Source organism: Cognatilysobacter xinjiangensis (genome assembly GCF_014651995.1).
In the GTDB taxonomy this organism is placed as follows: Bacteria; Pseudomonadota; Gammaproteobacteria; order Xanthomonadales; family Xanthomonadaceae; genus Cognatilysobacter; species Cognatilysobacter xinjiangensis.
The window spans coordinates 262,262-283,160 of record NZ_BMXY01000002.1 but is presented as its reverse complement, the minus strand read 5'-3'; the positions used below and the strand labels follow the sequence as shown (position 1 = coordinate 283,160).

Annotated in this window: 18 protein-coding genes, 2 tRNA genes and 1 rRNA gene; 9 read left to right on the top strand and 12 right to left on the bottom strand. The window is 68.9% G+C overall.

What is annotated here, in order from left to right; genetic code table 11:
• Nucleotides 1-92 precede the first annotated feature (92 nt).
• The 3 genes from IE066_RS09815 to IE066_RS09805 form a co-directional block, all read right to left on the bottom strand.
• Nucleotides 93-169, bottom strand: a tRNA-Ile gene (locus IE066_RS09815).
• Between the two features lie 32 nt (nt 170-201).
• Nucleotides 202-277, bottom strand: a tRNA-Ala gene (locus IE066_RS09810).
• A gap of 96 nt (nt 278-373) precedes the next feature.
• Nucleotides 374-1,912: ribosomal RNA gene (locus IE066_RS09805) — 16S ribosomal RNA — on the bottom strand.
• 487 nt (nt 1,913-2,399) lie between these two features.
• Here IE066_RS09805 and IE066_RS09800 point away from each other — a divergent pair.
• Nucleotides 2,400-2,846 (top strand): DUF192 domain-containing protein, encoded by a 447-nt coding sequence (locus IE066_RS09800; protein ID WP_189449354.1) that lies wholly within the window; start codon nt 2,400-2,402, stop codon nt 2,844-2,846.
• A 3-nt stretch (nt 2,847-2,849) separates the two neighbouring features.
• Here IE066_RS09800 and IE066_RS09795 read toward each other — a convergent pair whose 3' ends face one another.
• Nucleotides 2,850-3,041, bottom strand: coding sequence for a rubredoxin (locus tag IE066_RS09795; protein ID WP_229790771.1), 192 nt, complete (start codon nt 3,039-3,041; stop codon nt 2,850-2,852).
• A 60-nt stretch (nt 3,042-3,101) separates the two neighbouring features.
• Between IE066_RS09795 and thiE the strand changes: the two genes are divergently transcribed.
• From thiE to IE066_RS09780, 3 genes are read left to right on the top strand one after another with little or no spacing between them, the layout of a single operon-like run.
• Nucleotides 3,102-3,746: a thiamine phosphate synthase gene (gene thiE / locus IE066_RS09790; protein WP_189449350.1), complete on the top strand. Its 645-nt coding sequence runs from the start codon at nt 3,102-3,104 to the stop codon at nt 3,744-3,746.
• Entirely contained in the window at nt 3,743-5,026 is a 1,284-nt protein-coding gene (gene hemL, locus IE066_RS09785) for a glutamate-1-semialdehyde 2,1-aminomutase (protein WP_189449348.1), read from the top strand. The genes thiE and hemL overlap by 4 nt, the downstream gene beginning before the upstream one ends.
• Nucleotides 5,023-5,637 (top strand): HAD-IA family hydrolase, encoded by a 615-nt coding sequence (locus IE066_RS09780; RefSeq protein ID WP_229790770.1) that lies wholly within the window; start codon nt 5,023-5,025, stop codon nt 5,635-5,637. The genes hemL and IE066_RS09780 overlap by 4 nt, the downstream gene beginning before the upstream one ends.
• Here IE066_RS09780 and IE066_RS09775 read toward each other — a convergent pair.
• The 4 genes from IE066_RS09775 to IE066_RS09760 form a co-directional block, all read right to left on the bottom strand.
• Nucleotides 5,622-6,854 carry an aspartate aminotransferase family protein gene (locus IE066_RS09775; protein ID WP_189449706.1) on the bottom strand — a complete coding sequence of 411 codons (1,233 nt, stop codon included), beginning with the start codon at nt 6,852-6,854 and terminating at the stop codon, nt 5,622-5,624. The genes IE066_RS09780 and IE066_RS09775 overlap by 16 nt on opposite strands.
• A 199-nt stretch (nt 6,855-7,053) precedes the next feature.
• The gene (locus IE066_RS09770) at nt 7,054-7,473 is read right to left on the bottom strand and encodes a VOC family protein (RefSeq protein ID WP_189449346.1); all 420 of its coding nucleotides are present in this window, start codon (nt 7,471-7,473) and stop codon (nt 7,054-7,056) included.
• 9 nt (nt 7,474-7,482) lie between these two features.
• Complete coding sequence (locus tag IE066_RS09765) at nt 7,483-8,295, bottom strand: SDR family oxidoreductase (RefSeq protein WP_189449344.1); 813 nt, start codon at nt 8,293-8,295, stop codon at nt 7,483-7,485.
• A gap of 67 nt (nt 8,296-8,362) precedes the next feature.
• Entirely contained in the window at nt 8,363-9,037 is a 675-nt protein-coding gene (locus tag IE066_RS09760) for a protein kinase family protein (protein ID WP_189449705.1), read from the bottom strand.
• A gap of 71 nt (nt 9,038-9,108) precedes the next feature.
• Here IE066_RS09760 and IE066_RS09755 point away from each other — a divergent pair, with 71 nt between their 5' ends.
• Nucleotides 9,109-11,118, top strand: coding sequence for a bifunctional DedA family/phosphatase PAP2 family protein (locus IE066_RS09755; RefSeq protein WP_189449342.1), 2,010 nt, complete (start codon nt 9,109-9,111; stop codon nt 11,116-11,118).
• A gap of 16 nt (nt 11,119-11,134) precedes the next feature.
• Here the strand turns inward: IE066_RS09755 and mpl are convergent, their stop codons facing one another.
• Together mpl and IE066_RS09745 are read right to left on the bottom strand one after the other, a co-directional pair.
• Nucleotides 11,135-12,535 (bottom strand): UDP-N-acetylmuramate:L-alanyl-gamma-D-glutamyl-meso-diaminopimelate ligase, encoded by a 1,401-nt coding sequence (gene mpl, locus IE066_RS09750; protein ID WP_268244881.1) that lies wholly within the window; start codon nt 12,533-12,535, stop codon nt 11,135-11,137.
• A 116-nt stretch (nt 12,536-12,651) separates the two neighbouring features.
• On the bottom strand, nt 12,652-13,230 hold the full coding sequence (locus tag IE066_RS09745) for an adenylate kinase (protein WP_189449338.1): 579 nt from the start codon (nt 13,228-13,230) through the stop codon (nt 12,652-12,654).
• 115 nt (nt 13,231-13,345) lie between these two features.
• Here IE066_RS09745 and IE066_RS09740 point away from each other — a divergent pair, with 115 nt between their 5' ends.
• Nucleotides 13,346-14,602 (top strand): 6-phosphofructokinase, encoded by a 1,257-nt coding sequence (locus tag IE066_RS09740; protein ID WP_189449336.1) that lies wholly within the window; start codon nt 13,346-13,348, stop codon nt 14,600-14,602.
• Nucleotides 14,603-14,629: 27 nt separating this feature from the next.
• On the opposite strand, the gene IE066_RS09735 is transcribed toward IE066_RS09740, so the two are convergent.
• Nucleotides 14,630-15,127: a hypothetical protein gene (locus IE066_RS09735; protein ID WP_189449334.1), complete on the bottom strand. Its 498-nt coding sequence runs from the start codon at nt 15,125-15,127 to the stop codon at nt 14,630-14,632.
• Nucleotides 15,128-15,317: 190 nt separating this feature from the next.
• Here IE066_RS09735 and IE066_RS09730 point away from each other — a divergent pair, with 190 nt between their 5' ends.
• The 3 genes from IE066_RS09730 to ppa all read left to right on the top strand — a co-directional run bounded on the left by IE066_RS09730 (nt 15,318) and on the right by ppa (nt 19,848).
• A complete protein-coding gene (locus tag IE066_RS09730; RefSeq protein ID WP_189449331.1) occupies nt 15,318-17,381 on the top strand; it encodes a sodium-translocating pyrophosphatase in 2,064 nt (687 codons plus the stop codon).
• A 135-nt stretch (nt 17,382-17,516) separates the two neighbouring features.
• Nucleotides 17,517-19,160, top strand: coding sequence for a mechanosensitive ion channel (locus IE066_RS09725; protein ID WP_189449329.1), 1,644 nt, complete (start codon nt 17,517-17,519; stop codon nt 19,158-19,160).
• A gap of 139 nt (nt 19,161-19,299) precedes the next feature.
• Entirely contained in the window at nt 19,300-19,848 is a 549-nt protein-coding gene (gene ppa / locus IE066_RS09720) for an inorganic diphosphatase (protein ID WP_189449327.1), read from the top strand.
• A gap of 65 nt (nt 19,849-19,913) precedes the next feature.
• On the opposite strand, the gene IE066_RS09715 is transcribed toward ppa, so the two are convergent.
• Nucleotides 19,914-20,852, bottom strand: a complete 939-nt coding sequence (locus tag IE066_RS09715) for an aspartyl/asparaginyl beta-hydroxylase domain-containing protein (protein WP_189449325.1) — start codon at nt 20,850-20,852, stop codon at nt 19,914-19,916.
• Nucleotides 20,853-20,899: the final 47 nt, after the last annotated feature.

Sequence of the window (20,899 nt, the reverse complement as noted above, 5' to 3'; positions counted from 1 at the left end):
TACATCCTGATTTTCAAAGAACACCTCACCGGCCTCAGCGCCCGTGCGGTTCTAATCTTGTGTGTGCAAACATTCGAAGTATTCGGAGCAAATGGTGGGTCTGGGAGGACTCGAACCACCGACCTCACCCTTATCAGGGGTGCGCTCTAACCACCTGAGCTACAGACCCGATGTTGCTGTCCGCAGCGCAGGCCAGCGAGATGGTGGAGCTTGTCGGGATCGAACCGACGACCCCCTGCTTGCAAAGCAGGTGCTCTCCCAGCTGAGCTAAAGCCCCGTGATGCGGGACGCTCCCCAGAATCCCCCGTGGGATTCTGGAACTTCGAATGCAGGTGTCTTGTGCGGGCGCCTGGCAGCAGTGCTGCCGGTCTCTAAAGGAGGTGATCCAGCCGCACCTTCCGATACGGCTACCTTGTTACGACTTCACCCCAGTCATCGGCCACACCGTGGCAAGCGCCCTCCCGAAGGTTAAGCTACCTGCTTCTGGTGCAACAGACTCCCATGGTGTGACGGGCGGTGTGTACAAGGCCCGGGAACGTATTCACCGCAGCAATGCTGATCTGCGATTACTAGCGATTCCGACTTCATGGAGTCGAGTTGCAGACTCCAATCCGGACTGGGATGGGGTTTCTGGGATTGGCTCACCGTCGCCGGCTTGCAGCCCTCTGTCCCCACCATTGTAGTACGTGTGTAGCCCTGGCCGTAAGGGCCATGATGACTTGACGTCATCCCCACCTTCCTCCGGTTTGTCACCGGCGGTCTCCTTAGAGTTCCCACCATTACGTGCTGGCAACTAAGGACAAGGGTTGCGCTCGTTGCGGGACTTAACCCAACATCTCACGACACGAGCTGACGACAGCCATGCAGCACCTGTGTTCTGGTTCCCGAAGGCACTCCCGCATCTCTGCAGGATTCCAGACATGTCAAGGCCAGGTAAGGTTCTTCGCGTTGCATCGAATTAAACCACATACTCCACCGCTTGTGCGGGCCCCCGTCAATTCCTTTGAGTTTCAGTCTTGCGACCGTACTTCCCAGGCGGCGAACTTAACGCGTTAGCTTCGATACTGAGTGCCAAGTTGCACCCAACATCCAGTTCGCATCGTTTAGGGCGTGGACTACCAGGGTATCTAATCCTGTTTGCTCCCCACGCTTTCGTGCCTCAGTGTCAGTGCTGGTCCAGGTGGCCGCCTTCGCCACGGATGTTCCTCCCGATATCTACGCATTTCACTGCTACACCGGGAATTCCGCCACCCTCTACCGCACTCCAGATCGCCAGTATCCAATGCAGTTCCCAGGTTGAGCCCAGGGCTTTCACATCAGACTTAACGAACCACCTACGCACGCTTTACGCCCAGTAATTCCGAGTAACGCTTGCACCCTTCGTATTACCGCGGCTGCTGGCACGAAGTTAGCCGGTGCTTATTCTTTGGGTACCGTCAGGACTCCCGGGTATTAACCGGAAGCTTTTCTTCCCCAACAAAAGAGCTTTACAACCCGAAGGCCTTCTTCACTCACGCGGCATGGCTGGATCAGGCTTGCGCCCATTGTCCAATATTCCCCACTGCTGCCTCCCGTAGGAGTCTGGACCGTGTCTCAGTTCCAGTGTGGCTGATCATCCTCTCAGACCAGCTACGGATCGTCGCCTTGGTGGGCCTTTACCCCGCCAACTAGCTAATCCGGCATCGGCTCATCTCTCTGCGCCAGGCCCGAAGGTCCCCGGCTTTCACCCGTAGGTCGTATGCGGTATTAGCGTAAGTTTCCCTACGTTATCCCCCACATAGAGGCAGATTCCGATGCATTCCTCACCCGTCCGCCGCTCGCCGGCATCCCGAAGGACCCGCTGCCGCTCGACTTGCATGTGTTAGGCCTGCCGCCAGCGTTCACTCTGAGCCAGGATCAAACTCTTCACTTAAGTTTTGCAACCAATCCCGAAGGATCAGCTAAAGCTTTGAAGTGCAGAGCCCGTCCAGGCACCAAAACTCAGCTTGCATTTGCATGCTTACTTGAATCTTTGTGCTTGATACGAGACATCTGCGATGGACAGTCATCCACCACCAGACGCCCGCACAAGTCACCTGCGCACACTGTCAAAGATCACCGGACTTCGGCCTCAGCGCCTCGTCCCTCTTACGTTTCACCCGGCAATCAATCCGTCCGAGTGAGCCGCCCATCTTAGAGCATTTTCGATCACTGTCAACACCCTGTGATCGAATTTTTTGTTTCTTTCCGCTCCCGACTGCGGCGCCGTGTGGCGTGCCGTCGTTGGCAGGGGGCGCATTGTGCACATGCTCGTAACGTTTTGGAAGAGGCAATTTCATGCTTCGTCGAAATCGTTCAGCGATGCTTGTCTGCGCGGGCCCTGTGGCGGAAAGTCGGCCGCACGTTATAGGAGTGCGGCCATGAACAAGGCACGGATACTGTCGCTGGGATTACTGCTGGTTTCCGGTTGCGCGACGGGGCAGGACACCTGGGTCGAGATCGGCGGCAAGCGCTATGCGGTCGAGATCGCCGACGACAACGAGGAACGCGCGCGCGGGCTGATGTTCCGCGACGAGCTGCCGGCCGATCACGGCATGCTGTTCGTGCACGATCGCGAGGAGCCGCTCGCGTACTGGATGAAGAACACCAAGATCCCGCTGGACATCCTCTATTTCGATACGCAGCGGCGCCTGGTGGCGCAGCAGCGCGACGTGCCGCCCTGCACGCTGGGCGACGGTTGCCCGCCGTATCCGAGCCAAGCGCCCGCGCGCTACGTGCTCGAGCTCAATGCGGGCCAGGCCGAGCAGCTGAAATTGCAGGTGGGCGACGAGCTCAGGCTCGCGCCATCGATCCCGCCGGCGAAGTAGCGATCAGACCTCGGTCATCTCGAAGTCGTCCTTGGTGACGCCGCAGTCCGGGCACGTCCACGTGTCCGGCACGTCCTCCCATCGCGTGCCCGGCGCGATGCCCTCTTCCGGCAGGCCCTTGGCCTCGTCGTAGATGAAGCCGCAGACGACGCACATCCAGGTGCGGTAGCTAACGTTTTCTGCAACGGTCGACATGGGCGGATAATGCGTGGCTACGGGCCTGCATTGTCCCATCGGCCCTTTCCCGCGGAAAGCATGTCCCTTCATCCGACGTTGTGGCCCCGACGCGGCCTCTATGTGATCACGCCCGACGAAACGTCGACGGAGCGGCTGCTCGCGCGCGTCACGCCCGTGCTTGGCCTCGCGCCCGCGCTGCTGCAGTACCGGAACAAGCTCGCGGATCCTGCGCTGCGGCGCGAACAGGCCGCGGCGCTGCTGCCGCTGTGTCGCGAGCATGGCGTGCCGCTCATCGTCAACGACGACTGGCGACTCGCCGCGGAGCTCGATGCCGACGGCGCACACCTCGGTGGCGACGACGGCGACCTGCGCGAGGCGCGACATGCCGTGGGTACGGAGATGATCCTCGGCGCGTCGTGCTACGACTCGATCGAGCGCGCGCGGCGTGCCGCCGATGACGGTGCGAGCTACATCGCATTCGGCGCGTTCCATTTGTCCGGCACCAAGCCCGGCGCGCGGCGCGCCCAACCGTCCCTGCTGCGCGAAGCCGCGGCGCTGGCGCTGCCGCGCGTCGCCATCGGCGGCATCACGCCCTCCAATGCGCGCCCGCTGATCGAAGCGGGCGCGGACCTCGTCGCCGTGATCGGCGGCCTTTTCGACGCGCCGGACCCGCAGGCGGCCGCGCGCGCTTACATCGCCTGTTTCGAGGAAACGCATCGATGAACCACACCACGTCCGAGCGCCTGTTCGCGCGCGCGTCCGAGCTGCTGCCCGGCGGCGTCAATTCGCCGGTGCGAGCGTTCCGTTCCGTCGGCGGCACGCCGTTCTTCGCGCAGCGCGCGGAGGGCGCCTATCTGTACGACGTCGACGGCAATCGCTATGTCGACTACGTGGGCTCGTGGGGTCCGATGATCGCCGGGCACGCGCGCCCCGAAGTGCTGTCCGCCGTCGAGCGGGTCATGCGAGACGGGCTGAGCTTCGGCGTGCCGAATGCGCTGGAGGTCGAGATGGCCGAAGCGATCACCCGCATCGTGCCGAGCTGCGAGATGGTGCGCATGGTGAACTCGGGCACCGAGGCCACGCTGTCGGCCATCCGCCTGGCACGCGGCGCGACGGGCCGCACCCGCATCGTCAAGTTCGAAGGCTGCTACCACGGCCATGGCGACAGTTTCCTGGTGAAAGCCGGCAGCGGCGTCATGACGCTGGGCCTGCCGAATTCGCCGGGCGTGCCATCGGCGCTGGCCGACCTGACGCTCACCCTGCCCTACAACGACTTCAACGCGGCGACCGCGCTGTTCGAGGAGATGGGCGACGACATCGCCGGCCTGATCATCGAGCCCATCGTCGGCAATGCGAACTGCATCCTGCCGCGCGAGGGCTACCTGCAGCACCTGCGCGCGCTGTGCACGAAGCATGGCGCGCTGCTGATCTTCGACGAGGTGATGACGGGCTTCCGAGTCGCGCTCGGCGGCGCGCAGCAGCGCTACGGAATCACGCCGGACCTGTCGACCTTCGGCAAGATCATCGGCGGCGGCATGCCGGTGGGCGCGTACGGCGGGCGTCGCGATCTCATGCAGCAGATCGCGCCGGCCGGCCCGATTTACCAGGCCGGCACGCTGAGCGGAAACCCGGTGGCGATGGCTGCCGGCCTCGCGACGCTGGCGCTCATCGAGCAGCCGGGCTTCCACGACGCGCTCGAGCGCGCCACGCACGTCCTGTGCGACGGGCTCGAAGCGGCGGCACGCGAGGCCGGCGTCGCCTTCCACACCACGCGCGCGCCGGGCATGTTCGGCCTGTACTTCCGCGAGGGGCCGGTGGAGACGTTCGAGGACGCGAAGGCGTCGGATACCGCGCGCTTCAACCGCTTCTTCCACGCCATGCTCGAACGCGGCGTCTACCTCGCGCCGTCGGCCTTCGAGGCCGGCTTCATGTCCAGCGCGCACGGCGAAGCGGAGATCGCGCACACGCTGGCGGCGGCGCGCGAGGCGTTCGCGACGCTGTGAGCACGACGCCGTCGCTGGTGCTGTTCGACCTCGACGGCGTACTCGTCGACTACGACCGCGCCACGCGCGTGGCGCATCTGGCCGCGGCGGTCGACGTCGACGCGGCCAGCCTGCATGCGGCTCTGTTCGACAGCGGGCTCGAGGACCGTTTCGATGCCGGCGAGATCGACGGGCAGGCGTATCTGGATGCGATCGGTGCGCCGTTCGGACGGCGCGTCGACCACGCCGCGTGGTGCGCGGCCCGTCGCGCGGCGATGCGGCTGGATCCGCGTACCGTCACACAGGTCGAGGCGGTCGCCGCGCGCTGCGAGGTGGCGGTGCTGACCAACAACGGCGGGTTGCTGGTCGATGCGCTGCCGGCGCTGTTGCCGTCGCTGGCCACGTGTTTCGAGGGCCGCCTGCTGGCGAGCGCGCAACTGGGTGCGCGCAAGCCCGATCCGCAGGTGTTCCGCGCCGCCGTGGCGATGCTCGGGCATGCGCCGCAGGCGACGTTGGTTCTCGATGATTCGCGCGCCAACGTCGAGGGCGCACGCCGCGCGGGCCTGCAGGCGGCGCACGTCGCCGGCCCGGAGGTGCTGGGGAACGTGCTCGCCGCTTACGGGCTCGGCTGAGCACCGGCGAAGTCGGCGAGCGCGGCGCGCAGTCGCGCGAGGCCGTCGGCGACGTCCACGTCATCGATGTTGAGCGAGGGCACGAAGCGCAGCACGTCGGGGCCCGCCTGCAGCAACAGCAGGCCGTGCTCGACGCAGCGGTCGAGGATCTCGGCGGCCCGGCCCGCGTATTCCGGCCGCAACTGCGCACCGATCATCAGCCCGCGTCCGCGGATCTCGGCGAACAGGCCGAACTCGCGGTCGCATTCGTCCAGCGCCGCGCGGATCGCTGCGGCCTGCCGCTCGACATTGCCGAGCAGGTCCGGCGAGGACAGCTCCCGCAGCGCGGCGAGCGCGACGGCGGCGGCCAGCGGATTGCCGCCGAAGGTGGTGCCGTGGGCGCCGAACTGCAGCGTGTCGGCCGCGGCGTCGCCGACCAGCATCGCGCCGACCGGGAAACCGCTGCCCAGCGCCTTCGCCAGCGTGACCACGTCGGGCCGTACGCCACTGTCCTGCCAGGCGAACAGGCTGCCGGTGCGGCCCATGCCGCACTGGATCTCGTCGAACATCAGCAGCGCGCCGTGGCGATCACAGAGATCACGCAGCGCGGCGAGGAATTCCGGCGTCGCCGGAGTGACGCCGCCCTCGCCCTGCACGGGCTCGACCAGCACGGCGCAGACGTCGCCCGCCGCCATTGCGGCCTCGGCCGCCGCGACGCCGTTGAAGCGCGCGTAGCGGAAGCCCGGCGGTAGCGGCTCGAAACCCTCGTGGTACTTCGGCTGCGCGGTTGCGGTGACGGACGCCAGCGTGCGGCCGTGAAAGCTGCCTTCAAAGGTGAGGATGGTGCGGCGGCCGGGTTCGCGGCCCTGCGCGGCGGCCCAGCGGCGCGCGAGCTTGATCGCGGCTTCGTTGGCCTCGGTGCCCGAATTGCACAGGAACACGCGCGTGGCGAAACCGGAGGCTTCGACCAGCGCTTCGGCCAGCCGCAGCGGCGGCTCGGAGACGAACACGTTGCTGGTGTGCCAGAGCTTGCCGGCCTGCGCGGTGAGTGCCTCGATCAGCGCCGGATGCGCGTGGCCCAGCGCGTTGACCGCGATGCCCGCACCGAAATCGACGTACTCGCGACCGTCGCGATCCCACACGCGGGCGCCGCGGCCGTGGTCGAGCACGATCCGGCGCGGACGGTAGACGGGGACGTAATAGCGCTCGGACAGCGCGAACAGGTCGTTGGTGGTCATCGTTTCGGTGGCGGCGGCCGGAAGCGGCCGACGCGTATTGTCGGGCATCGCGTCCTTCGGCACGCCGGACGGCATCACGACATCGGGATGGGGACGTCCGACATCGCGTCGCCGGTACCGCAGCGAGGTGAAACGCGAAGCGCCCGCGGATTTCGCCGCGGGCGCGTGGTCGACCGGCCGGGATGTGGCAGCAGGCGTGTTACCAGACGCCCGTATTCGCCATCGAGGCCCAGGGTTCCTGCGGCGCCAGCGGCTGGCCCTTCTGCAGCAGCTCCACCGAGATCAGGTCGGGCGAGCGCACGAAGGCCATATGGCCGTCGCGCGGCGGGCGGTTGATCGTGTAGCCCATCGACATCAGGCGTTCGCAGCTGGCGTAGATGTCGTCGACCTCGAACGCGAGATGGCCGAAGTTGCGCGCCGTGCCGTAGTCCTCGTCGTCGTAGTTCCAGGTCAGCTCGACCTCGGACTCCGGGTTCTCGGGCGCGCCGAGGTAGACCAGCGTGAAGCGGCCCTGCGGATAGTCGCGGCGGCGGTTCTCGACGAGGCCGAGGCCTTCGCACCAGAAGCGCAGGGAAGCATCGAGGTCGCGGACGCGCACCATCGCGTGCAGGTATTTCATGGATTCACCTCAGAGAAACAGGTCGGGCAGCAGCGGTCGCGAAGGATCGACCGCATAGCGTTCGAAGTCGGTGACACCGGCTTCGCGCAGCACATCCTCGTCGATCAGGAAGGCGCCGGTGCGCTCGCGCGCGGAACGCACCAGCACGGCATGCGCGGCGTCGGCGACGATTTCCGGGCGGCGGCACATCGCCGGGTCGACGCCGGGAATCATGTTGATCGCGTCCGTCGCGATCACGGTGCGCGGCCACAGCGCGTTGATGGCGACGCCACGCTCGCGGAACTCGGCGGCGAGGCCGAGCGTCACCAGGCTCATGCCCATCTTCGCCAGCGTGTAGCCGGTATGCGCGCCCCACCATTTCGGATCGAGGCTCGGCGGCGGCGCGAGGGTGAGCACGTGCGGGTTCGGCGCTTCGAGCAGGTGCGGCAGACAGGCCTGGGTGACGAGGAAGGTGCCGCGCGCGTTGACCTGCTGCATCAGGTCGAAACGCTTCATCGGCGTGTCGAGCGCGCCGCGCAGCCAGATCGCGCTGGCGTTGTTGACGAGGATGTCGATGCCGCCGAACGCGTCCACCGTGGCCGCGACCGCGGCACGCACCTGCTCCTCCTCGCGGATGTCGCACTGCAGGGCGAGCGGGTTGCCGCCGCCCAGGCGGACCTCCTCGGCGACCGTGTGGATGGTGCCCGGCAGCTTCGGATTGGGCACGCCCGACTTGGCGAGGATGGCGACGTTGGCACCGTCGGCCGCGGCGCGTAGCGCGATCGCACGGCCGATGCCGCGGGAGGCGCCGGTAATGACGACGGTCTTGCCGGAAAGGGTCATGGCGATGCCCTGCAGGAACGGAAAGCGCGACAGCGTAGCCGCGGCGGCGCCCCGCGCGAACCCGCGGCTAGGGCTTCGGGCCCTGGCCTTCGTTGTCCTCCCACTTCAGGAGGCGCCGGGTGACGAAGCGGTAGGCGTGCTTGCCGGTCGCGAACCAGAGTTCGCGCACCCAGGAGCGGCGCCTGAGCAGGCGACGCTCGACCGGCGTAAGCGCCTCGGGGCAATAGGTGCGCTTGTGCTTGAGCAGATGGCGCAGGTCCTCGCGCGCCAGCAGCCGGATCCAGCCCGAGCGCGGAGCACCGCGGCTGGCCAGCTGGAAGTCGATGATCGCGGGGCGGCCGTCGTCGAGCACCAGCCAGTTGGCTTCCTTCGCCAGGTCGTTGTGCGCGAGGCCGCGGCGGTGCAGCCGCTGCAGCAGGCGCCGGGCGTCGCGGAAATACGCACGATCGCCGCGCGGCGGGCGCTGGTACATGGCTGCGCCGCTCATGTAGCTGCGATCGAGCCGGCGGCCGTCCCAGCGCAGCAGCTGCGGCACCGCGTCGAGCCCCGCGACGGCCTCGAGCCCGCGCGCCTCGCGCCGCGCGAGCCACCACGCGGGCAGGCGCAGCCAGAGCGGCACGTGGGCGAGATCGCGACGCACGAACGTGCGCTCGCCCTGCCGCATCAGGGCGATGCGGCCGAAGCTGTCGGCCTTGAGGGCGGCGATCTCGACCGGATCGGGTGCGGCGGAAACGGAGTCCATCGACGCGAGTTTACGGGTCGCCATCACGCTGCCGGCTTCCCGTACGGTGGCGACTGGCGATAATCGGGCCGATGACGTCTTCCTGGCTCGACACCACCACCGCCTGGATCAGCGCACATCCGGTCGCGGCCGGCGCCCTGATCTTCCTCGTCGCCTTCTGCGATGCCGTGATCGTCCTCGGCATCGTGGTGCCCGCACTGCCGCTGCTGTTCGCGGTCGGCACGCTGATCGGCCTCGGGCATCTCAATGGGCCGTACGCCATCGCGAGCGCGGCGCTGGGCGCGTTCGTCGGCGACGGCATGAGCTACTGGATCGGCCGCCGCTGGGGGCCGCAGTTGCGCCAGCGCGGGCCGTTCGCGCGCTACCCGCAGTGGCTCGACCGCGGCGAGGCGATGTTCCGCCGCCACGGCACCAAGAGCATCTTCATCGCCCGCTTCGTGGGCGCCCTGCGGCCGTTCGTGCCGGCGATCGCGGGGATGCTCGACATCCCCGCGCTGCGCTACCTGGTGCCGAGCGCGATCGCCTGCCTGATCTGGGCGGCGTCGTTCCTCGCGCCGGGCTGGCTGCTGGGTGCGTCCTACGAGGCCGTGGCCGCGGTGGCCGACCGCCTCGCGCTGGTGCTGGGCGGGTTGCTGGTCGCGGTCGCGACGGCCTGGGCGGTGGTCCTCTACACCTGGCGCTGGTTCGCCGACCACGCCGACAGCCTGCTCGCGCGGGTATTGTCGTGGTCGCGCCTGCATCCGCGGCTGGGGCGCTACGCGGTGGCGCTGGTGGACCCGAACCGTCCCGAGTCCGCTTCGCTGCTGATGCTCGCCGCCTGCCTGCTGGGCATCAGCTGGATCTGGTTCTCGCTGCTCGCGCTGCTGCTGGCCAACGGCGGCCCGCTCGGCCTGGACTACAGCGTCCACGAGATCATGATGGCCCTCCGCAACCCGCTGGCCGACCGGCTGATGGCCGCGCTCGCCAGCCTCGGCGACGCACAGGTGCTCGGCCCGGCGGTACTCGTCGCGCTGGCCTACCTGCTGTGGCGGCGGCGCTGGATGGCCGCGGCGCACTGGCTCGCGGCCGTCGTGTTCGGGCTTGCGCTCACAGCGATGCTGGAGGCCGTGATCACGATGCCGCGCCCGCCCACCGCGCCGCCGGGCTTCGGCTTCCCGTCGGTGGCGGTGACGATGATGACGGTCGTGCTGGGCTTCTTCGCGGTGCTGATCGCACGTGAGCTGCCCGGCCGCCGGCGCGTCTGGCCTTACCTGCTCGCGGGCGTGCTGACGACGCTGGTCGGCTTCGCGCGGCTGTATTTCGGCGCGCACTGGGTCAGCGACATCGTCGGCGGCACGCTGTTCGGCATCGGCTGGCTGCTGGTGCTGGGCCTGGCTTATCGCCGCCACGTCGCGCGCTCGTTCTGGATGCGCCCGCTGGCCACCCTCTTCTACGTGACGCTGGTGGTGGCCGCGCTCTGGCATGCGCCGCGCGCGTCGGCGCCGATGCTGGCGCGATTCTCGCCGCCCGCGGCGTCGCTGGTTCTGGACGCCGAGGCCTGGTGGACCGGCGACTGGCGACGCCTGCCGGCGATGCGCGACGAGCACGCCGCGCACGGGCGCTGGCCGCTCAACGTGCAGGTGGCGGGCGATCTCGCGCCGGTGCAGCGGGCGCTGGCGTCGCGCGGCTGGAAGGTGCAGCCGCAGGCCGACTGGCAGGGCGTGCTGGGCCTGCTCGACGACGACCTGCCGGTGGAGCGTCAGCCCGTACTGCCGGCAAGCCTGGACGCGCAGCCGGAAGTGCTGCTGATGGTCCACGACGGCGCGCGCTTCGACGAACGCTTCGTCGCGCGTTTCTGGCGTGCGCCCGCGGTGCTGGGCGACGGCCGACCGCTGTGGGTCGGCACGATGCACCGGCTGGTGCTGGTGCGCCCGTTCGACGCTTTCGTGCTGTGGCGACCCCAGCCGTTCGTGGCGGCCGACTCGCAACCGGCGTTCGAGGCGCTGGGCGTGTTGCCCTCGCGCATCGACACCGCCGAGCCCTCGGGGCTCGACGTCATGCGCATCGCGATTCCGGAGAACGCGCCCCGCGGCACGCGCTGAAGACCTACCGCCCCGGTCAGGGGTTGGCGGGCACCACGCCCTCGGCCTGCATCAGCTCGAGAAAACGACGCGGCGCGCCGTCGAAGCCGCCGTTGGACATGAACACGACGTGGTCGCCGGCGCGCACGCGGGCGCGCAGCTCGCGCACCAGCGTGTCGACATCGGCCACCGTCAGGCCCTCGCCGCGCAGCGCACCCACCACCTGCGTCGCGTCCCACGGAAGTTCCGGGCGATGCAGGAACACCACGACGTCGGCCTGCGCCAGCGACGGCGCCAGCGCCTCGGAATGCGCGCCCAGGCGCATCGAGTTGCTGCGCGGCTCCATCGCCACCGCGATGCGCGCATCGCCGACCTTGCTGCGCAGGCCTTCCAGCGTGGTCTCGATCGCCGTCGGGTGGTGCGCGAAGTCGTCGTAGATCGCGACGTCGCCGACGATGCCGACGACTTCCATGCGCCGCTTCACGCTGCGGAAGCGCAGCAGCGACGGGATGACCTTGCGAGGCTCCACGCCCACCGCATGCACTGCCGCCAGCGCGGCAAGCGCGTTCATCACGTTGTGGCGGCCGAGCAGCGTCCACTCGACCACGCCGAGCTCCTGCCCGCGATGCATCACCGCGAACTTCGAGCCGTCGGGCTCGACCAGGTGCGCGGTCCAGTCGAAGGGTTTCGCGTTGACGTCGGCATCGGCGAGGCCGAACGTCTCCACCGGCGTCCAGCAGCCCATCTGCAGCACTTCCGCGATGCGCGGATCCTCGCCGTTGACGATCAGCCGGCCGCGGCGCGGCACCGTTCGCACCAGGTGGTGGAACTGGCGCTGGATCGCCTGGATGTCGGGGAAGATGTCGGCGTGGTCGTACTCGAGGTTGTTGAGGATCGCGACCGTCGGCCGGTAGTGCACGAACTTGCTGCGCTTGTCGAAGAACGCGGTGTCGTACTCGTCGGCCTCGACGACGAATTCCCGGCCGGTTCCGATGCGTGCCGAGACGCCGAAGTTCTCCGCCACGCCGCCGATCAGGAAGCCCGGGTCGCGGTGCGCCGCTTCGAGCAGGAACGCGAGGATCGAGGTCGTGGTGGTCTTGCCGTGCGTACCGGCGACGGCGAGCGTTTCGCGGCCGGGCAGCACGTTCTCGGCCAGCCACTGCGCGCCGGAGGTGTAATCCATCTGCGCGTCGAGCACGTGCTCGACGGCCGTGTTGCCTCGCGAGAGCGCGTTGCCGATCACCACCTGGTCGCAGTCGGCGTCGATCCACTCGGGCGAGTAGCCGTGGCCGAGGTTGATGCCGAGCTGCTCGAGCTGGGTCGACATCGGCGGGTAGATCGCCTGGTCGCTGCCTTGGACGTCGTGGCCGAGCTCGCGCGCGAGCGCCGCGACGCCGCCCATGAAGGTGCCGGCGATGCCGAGGATGTGGAGTTTCACGGGACGGAGCTCCGGGCGGGGACGCGCCGGCGGCCGGCGGTCGAGTGGGAATCGCCGCGAGTTTCCGGTGCCCGCGGTCGAGCGCGCGTCGGGCCGGCCCGCAGGCCGGCCGGGCCTTACTGGACTTCCTTGACCGGCGCGATGGCGTCGAGGATGCGGCTGAACACCTCGTCCAGCGAGCCGACGCCATCGACCCGCTTGAGCTGGCCGTGCTGGCGGTAGTAGTCGACGACCGGCGCGGTCGAGTCGTTATAGATCTGCAGTCGCTTGCGCACGGACTCCGGTGTGTCGTCCTCACGGCCTTCGGCCTTGGCGCGGCCGGCGATGCGCTCGACCAGCAGCTCGGTCGGCACTTCGAGGCAGACGGCATGGTCCATCGGCTGGCCGATGCGCTCGAGCAGCGTGCCCATCGCGTCGGCCTGCGCGAGGTTGCGCGGGTAGCCGTCGAGGATGAAACCGTTGCGGGTGTCGGGGCGCGAGAAGCGCTCTTCCAGCATGCCCAGCAGGATCGCGTCGCTGACCAGCTCGCCGCGCGCCATCACGGCCTTGGCTTCGAGGCCCAGCGGGCTGCCGGCGGCGACTTCGGCGCGCAGCAGGTCGCCGGTCGAGATGTGCGGTACCTGCAGGTGCTCCTTCAGCCTCGCGGCCTGCGTGCCCTTGCCCGAGCCCGGGGCCCCCAGAAGTACCAATCGCATTCGTCGCTCCTGATGCAAAAAGCCGGCACGTTGTCGGGCGCTCCACGCCGGGCGCCGCCGATGCCGTCATGATGGGCGCAGCTTACCGCATACCGTCCCGAATCCTGGAATGCCCATGGCCGCCGGAACCCTGCTTTACGCCCAGTCGGGCGGCGTCACCGCCGTCATCAATGCCACCGCCGCCGCCGTCATCGAGCGCGCCCGGCGCCATGGGTTGCGCGTGCTCGCCGGCCGCAACGGCATCCTCGGCGTGCTGCGCGAGGAACTGATCGATACCACGCCCCTGCCCGCCTCCACGGTCAAACGGCTGGGCCAGACGCCGGGCGGCGCCTTCGGCTCCTGCCGCTTCAAGCTGGGTTCGCTGGAGGCCGACCGCGCCCGCTACGAGCGCCTCATCGAGGTGCTGCGTGCCCACGACGTGCGCTGGTTCCTCTACAACGGCGGCAACGACTCGGCCGACACCGCGCTCAAGGTCTCGCGCATCGCCGAGGAGTTCGGCTATCCGCTGACCTGCGTCGGCGTGCCCAAGACGGTCGACAACGATCTGGCCGTGACGGACACCTGCCCCGGCTTCGGCTCGGCGGCGAAGTACACCGCCGTGTCGGTGCGCGAGGCGGCGCTCGACGTCGCCGCGATGGCCGAGACCTCGACCAAGGTCTTCGTGTACGAGGCGATGGGCCGCCACGCGGGCTGGCTCGCCGCCGCGGCAGGGCTGGCCGGCGAAGGCGCCGACGACGCGCCGCACATCATCCTGTTCCCCGAGCGCGCCTTCGACGAGGCCGCGTTCTTCGCCAAGGTGCGCGAGACGGTCGAGCGCGTGGGCTACTGCGTGGTGGTGGCCAGCGAGGGCATCCGCACCGCGGACGGCGCGTTCGTGGCCGACGCCGGCGGCGGCAAGGACGCGTTCGGGCACACGCAGCTCGGCGGCGTCGCCTCGTACCTGGCCGGGCGGGTCAAGGACGCGCTTGGCTACAAGGTGCACTGGACGCTGCCCGACTACCTGCAGCGCTCGGCACGCCACCTCGCCTCGGCGACCGACCTGGAGCAGGCCGTCGCCGTCGGCCATGCCGCGGTGGACTACGCCGTGAAGGGCCGCAATGCGGTGATGCCGGTGATCGTGCGCAAGAACGACCGCCCCTATCGCTGGACCGTCGAGCCCGCGCCGCTGGCCGACATCGCCAACCACGAACGCACCATGCCGGACGATTTCATTCGCGAGGACGGCTACGGCATCACCGAGGCGGCCCGTCGCTATCTGCAACCGCTGATCCGCGCCGAGGCGCCGCCGCGCTACGGCCGCGATGGGCTACCGCGCTACGTGCAGCCGCGCCTCGCCACCGTGCCCACGCGCCTGCCGCCTTTCGAGGTCTGACGCGCGACCTGTCGCCGCGACCGCGCGTCAGCGACAGACCTTTCCTTCCGTACGCATCCGCGCGGCGTACGCGGGCGGCGCGGGTGCTTTCGACGCATTGGCCTTGGCGTCCTGCAGGTAGACGCGCGCGCGGCCCTGCGCGTCGAGCCCGATCGGCTGCGCGGTCGACGGCTTGCGCCAGATCTCGACCACCGCCTGCAGCCCCGCGCAGTCCTTCGACGGGATGCGCACCACGTCGTTGAGCGTCCAGCCCTTCGCCTCGGAAGGCTGCACCTTCGCGGCGTCGACCAGGCGCGCGCGGGCCTGGCAGTTCGGGCTCGTGCGTGCTGGCGCGATGCGATACGGCGCGGCCGCGTCGCCGGTGAAGCTGCCCTGGATCCATGCGCAGGCCTCGGGCAGGCCACGCACCAGATGCACGACGCCGTTGGCCTGCGGCGCGCCGACGTCGCGCTTGATCTCGGGGGTGGCCGCGAGCGCGGTGCCGGCCGTGAGTGCGAGCGCTGAAACAACTGCGATGGGTCGCATGACGGATCTCCTCGAGGTCGCGGCGAGCCTCGCACGCGGGCACTGAACCGCGTTTTCACCGCAATGCCCCGCAGCGCAGCATTACCGGCGGCGGCCTGCATGCCATAGTCGGTCGGTCCGCGCGGCGAAGGCCGCCGAGGCTCTCGAATACCGTTTTTCCGATGTCCACTTTTCGCATGGGGAGGGGTTCATGCTGGAGCAACACGGTTTGACGCTGGCGGTGGTCTGCGCCGTCATAGCGATCCTCTACGGGATCATCTCGGCGCGATGGATCACAGCGCAGCCCGCCGGCAACGAGCGCATGCAGCAGATCGCCGGCGCGATCCAGGAAGGCGCGCGGGCCTACCTCAACCGCCAGTACACGACGATCGCGATCGCGGGCGCCGTGCTGCTCGTGCTCATCGGCATCTTCCTCAACTGGCCGACGGCGATCGGCTTCCTCGTCGGCGCGGTGCTGTCGGGCGCCGCCGGCTACATCGGCATGAACGTCTCGGTGCGCGCCAACGTGCGCACCGCCGAGGCCGCGCGACGCGGCATGGGCCCGGCGATGAACGTCGCGTTCAAGGGCGGCGCGATCACCGGCATGCTGGTGGTCGGGCTCGGCCTGCTCGGCGTCGCCGGCTACTACGCGATCCTGCACCTGCACATGGGCTACAGCGAGGAGCAGGCGCTGCACGCGCTGGTCGGCCTCGCGTTCGGCTCGTCGCTGATCTCGATCTTCGCCCGACTGGGCGGCGGCATCTTCACCAAGGGCGCCGACGTGGGTGCGGACCTCGTCGGCAAGGTCGAAGCCGGCATTCCCGAGGACGATCCGCGCAATCCGGCGGTCATCGCCGACAACGTGGGCGACAACGTCGGCGACTGCGCCGGCATGGCGGCCGACCTGTTCGAGACCTACGCCGTCACCATCATCGCGACGATGCTGCTCGGCGGCCTGGTCGCGGCGGAGGCCGGCCCGAATGCGGTGCTCTACCCGCTGGTGCTGGGCGGCGTGTCGATCATCGCGTCGATCCTCGGCACCTTCGTGGTCAAGGTCGGCAATGGCGGCTCGATCATGGGCGCGCTCTACCGGGGCGTGATCGTGTCGGCGCTGCTGGCCGCGGTCGCGTTCTTCTTCGTGACGCAGCAATTGATGGGTGATTCGAAGTACGGCGCGATGAGCCTCTACTGGTGCGCGCTGATCGGCCTGGCGCTCACCGGCGCGATCGTCTGGATCACCGAGTACTACACCGGCACGCAGTACAAGCCGGTGCGGCACGTCGCGCAGGCATCCACCACCGGCCACGGCACGAACATCATCGCGGGGCTCGGCGTGTCGATGAAGTCGACCGCCATGCCGGTGGTGGCGGTCTGCATCGCGATCTGGGCGGCGTACCACTTCGGCGGGCTGTACGGCATCGCGATCGCGGCGACGTCGATGCTGTCGATGGCCGGCATGATCGTCGCGCTCGACGCCTACGGCCCGATCACCGACAACGCGGGTGGCATCGCCGAGATGGCCGAGCTGCCGCCCGAGGTGCGCGCGGTCACCGATCCGCTCGACGCGGTCGGCAACACCACCAAGGCGGTGACGAAGGGTTACGCGATCGGCTCGGCCGCGCTGGCGGCGCTGGTGCTGTTCGCCGACTACACGCACAACCTCGACGTGGCCAACCAGCTCCGCGCGACCGCCGCCGGCACCGTGTCGGCGGTGACGACCTTCGACCTCTCCGACCACTACGTGATCATCGGCCTGCTGATCGGCGGCCTGATCCCCTACCTGTTCGGCGCGATGGCGATGGAAGCCGTCGGCCGCGCGGCGGGCGCGGTGGTCGAGGAAGTGCGGCGGCAGTTCCGCGAGATCCCCGGGATCATGCAGGGCACCGGCAAGCCGCAGTACGACCGCGCGGTCGACATGCTGACGAAGTCGGCGATCAAGGAAATGATCATCCCGTCGCTGCTGCCCGTGGCCGTGCCGATCGTGGTCGGCCTGCTGCTGGGGCCGAAGGCGCTGGGCGGCCTGCTGATCGGCACCATCGTGACCGGCCTGTTCGTGGCGATCTCCATGACCACCGGCGGCGGCGCCTGGGACAACGCCAAGAAGTACATCGAGGACGGCCACCACGGCGGCAAGGGCAGCGAGGCGCACAAGGCGGCGGTCACCGGCGACACCGTCGGCGATCCGTACAAGGATACGGCCGGCCCGGCGATCAATCCGCTGATCAAGATCATCAACATCGTGGCGCTGCTGCTGGTGCCGCTGCTGGCGACCTGAGCCCGACGTCGCACGAAAAAAGGGCGGCCGCGTGCCGCCCTTTTTTTCGCCTTCGCCACGCGGTGTTGATGCGACGGACGCTAGATTCGGCGGCTGCCGCGGATGTCCCGCGGCCGATCAAGCGAGGACCCCACCGTGCCCGATCCCACCTGGCAGGCTTCCCTGCAGAACTCGCTCGGCGTCTACCTGCCGTCGATCCTCGGCGGCATCGCCATCCTGCTGGTCGGCTGGATCGTCGCGCTGGTTGCGGCGGCCGCCACGCGGCGCGGCCTCGCCGCCGTCGGCACCAACCAGCGCCTCGCCTCGCACACGCAGACCAGCGTGAACTTCGAACGCATCGGCGGGCGCATCGTCTTCTGGGCGATCATGCTGCTCGCCGTCATCGGCATGGTCAGCGTGCTGCAGGTGCAGGGCGTGTCCGGCCCGCTCAGCACGCTGGCGACGACGGTGATGCTCTACCTGCCCCGCCTGCTGCTCGCGATCGCGCTGGCGGTTGTCGCCTGGCTGGTCGCCACCGTCGTGCGCACGATCGTCAACCGCGCGCTCTCTAAGACGCGCGTGGACGAGCGCCTCGCCAGCGAGGCCGAAATGCGGCCGCTCTCGCAGTCGATGGGCAACGTCGCCTACTGGCTGGTGCTGCTGCTGTTCCTCCCCGCCATCGTCGGCGCGCTACAGATCGAAGGCCTGATGACGCCGCTCACGGGCATGACGTCGAGCCTGCTTGGCATGCTGCCCAACATCTTCGCGGCGGTGATCATCGCCGGCGTGGGCTGGCTGGTCGCCAAGGCGGTGCGTGGCCTCGTCAGCAACCTGCTGGCGACCACCGGGATGGACCGCTGGAGCGAGCAGCATCCCGACACCCGCGGCCTGAAGCTCTCCGACCTCGGCGGCACGCTCGCCTTCGTGATGGTGATCATCCCGGCGCTCATCGCCGCGCTGGACGCACTGAAGATCACCGCGATATCCGCGCCGCTCACCGGCATGCTGGCGATCTTCTTCGATGCGATCCCGAACCTGCTCGCCGCCGCGGCGATCCTGATCCTCGCCTGGTTCATCGGCCGCTTCGTGGCCAGCCTGGTCGAGCGCCTGCTGTCCGACCTCGGCTTCGACCGCCTGCCCGCGCGCCTCGGCCTCGGCCATGCCTTCCGCGACCCGCAGGCCGCGACGCCGGCGACGCCCGAGACCGGCTCGGACGTGCTGATGGCCACCGCGACCGTCGAGCGCTCGACCGACTCGTCGCTGGCCGCGCCGACCGACGCGATGGCGCGCACCCCTGCCGCCACGCCGACCTCGGCCGCCGTCGACGCCGCGGCGCAGGGCGGCACGCTGTCGGCCTTCGCCGGCAAGCTCGCGCTGTTCTTCATCATGCTGTTCGCGACGGTGGAAGCCGCCTCGATGCTCGGCTTCGCCGGCATCAACGCGCTGCTGCAGCAGTTCATCGATTTCGGCGCCGACGTGCTGCTGGGCCTTGTGATCCTCGGCGTGGGCTGGTGGCTGGCGGACGTCGCCGGCCGCGCGATCGAGCGCGCCAACCCGCAGAGCCGCGGGCTCGCGCGCATCGTGCGCTTCGCCATCATCGGCCTGGTGACGGCCATGGGCCTGCGCGCCATGGGCGTGGCCGACGACATCGTCAACCTCGCCTTCGGGCTGGTGCTGGGCGCGATCGCCGTGGCCGCCGCGCTGGCCTTCGGGCTGGGCGGGCGCGAGGCCGCGGGCCGCATCGCGCAGCGCTGGGCCAACGAGTACCTCGAGCGGCGCCCGCCGGATCGACCGCAGTAAGACGGCCGGCGGATGGCGCTTCCTCGTCGACGCCATCCGCCGGCCCCGGGGGCGGCTGCTGCAGCGCAGCACACCTCCCGCTAGAATCCGTCACCCCGCGCCCGCCGACCGGCGGGCGCCTCGTCATCTGGAGCAAGCAATGGGCCTGGGCCTCGTTCCCACCGGCAAGAACCCGCCGGACGAGATCAACGTCATCATCGAAATCCCGAAGGATTCCGAGCCGGTCAAGTACGAAGTCGACAAGGAATCGGGCGCGATCTTCGTCGACCGCATCCTCTCCACGCCGATGCGCTACCCGTGCAACTACGGCTACGTGCCGCACACGGTGTGCGGCGACGGCGACCCGGCCGACGTGCTGGTGGTGCTGCCGCTGCCGCTGATCCCGGGCTCGGTGATCCGCTGCCGCCCGGTGGGCGTGCTGAAGATGAGCGACGAGGCGGGCTCCGACGAGAAGCTGCTCGCGGTGCCGGTGTCGAAGGTCTTCAACGGCTACTCGCACATCGAGGACATCGGCCAGGTGAGCCCGCACTGGCTGGAGCGCATCGGCCACTTCTTCGAGCACTACAAGGATCTCGAGAAGGGCAAGTGGGTGAAGGTCGACGGCTGGGGCGGCGCGGCGGAAGCCAAGCAGATCCTCGTCGACGCGATGAAGAGCTACGAAGAAGCGAGCGAGAAGCCGAAGTACTGATCGGCCACGCCGACGAAAAAAGGCCGCCCTAGGGCGGCCTTTTTTTCGCCCGGACGGCGCCGGGATCAGCGGGTTTCGGGCCGCACCGCGAACTGGCCGATCGTCATCATCATCGCGCCGAACCACTGCAGCTCGTTGTTGAGCATGATGCCCTGCCCGATCGGCGACACCGCGGCCACATAGCTCGCGAGCGCCTCGCGGAATGGCGCGTAGCCGTCGGCATCGTCGCCGAACTCGAACCACAGCCCCTGCCAGCGCCGAGCGAAGCGGCCGGATATCTCATGCACCGCCTTGAGCTGCGGATGCGGCAGCGCGTGCGAGAACAGCAGCGCGAACAGCGAGTTCAGCTCCCACGGGCTCATCACCACCGGGATGTTGCGGGTCTCGCAGGCGAACTCCGCCACGCCCTCGCGCGGCGCGACCGCCTCCGCGACCCAGCCCGCACGCATGTCGGCATGCCCGCGGCCGCGCGCGACGAGGTCCCAGAAATCACCGCCGCCCACGGTGTCGATGACCAGGTGGATGCGCTCCTCGACGGCGTCATTGAGCACGCGATGCTGGCGCCAGGTATCGAAGATCCAGCACTCGCCGGCCGCCATGTTCACCGCCGCGCCACCGCATTCGAAGCGCACCGTGGGCTGCGTGAGGATCGGCACGTGCACGCGCACGCGCTCGGACCAGTAGTAGTGCTGGTCGGCATGCCGGGTGACTTCGGCATGGCCGGAGAGCTTCATCAGCCGGCTGCGCCCGACGGTGGCGCCGAGGCGCGCGAACACCTGGCTGAGGTAGGGCGAACGTAGCAGCGCAGGGGTGGGCTTCATCGCGCCGGCGAAGGACTCGTCGTCCGGATTTCCGTCCACCGACACGAGCGGCAGCATGGAATTACCGGCGAATCCCTGCGGATGCGGCTTCCAGAAGCTGGCGTCCAGTGCGGCGATCTCGTCGGCGAGGACAGCTGCATCGAAGCGCAGCGGCAGCTGGATGAACGGGGCGTGGAGTTTCATGCGTACGACGATGGCGCGGGGGCGTCATCCTACACAGCGCGGCCGAA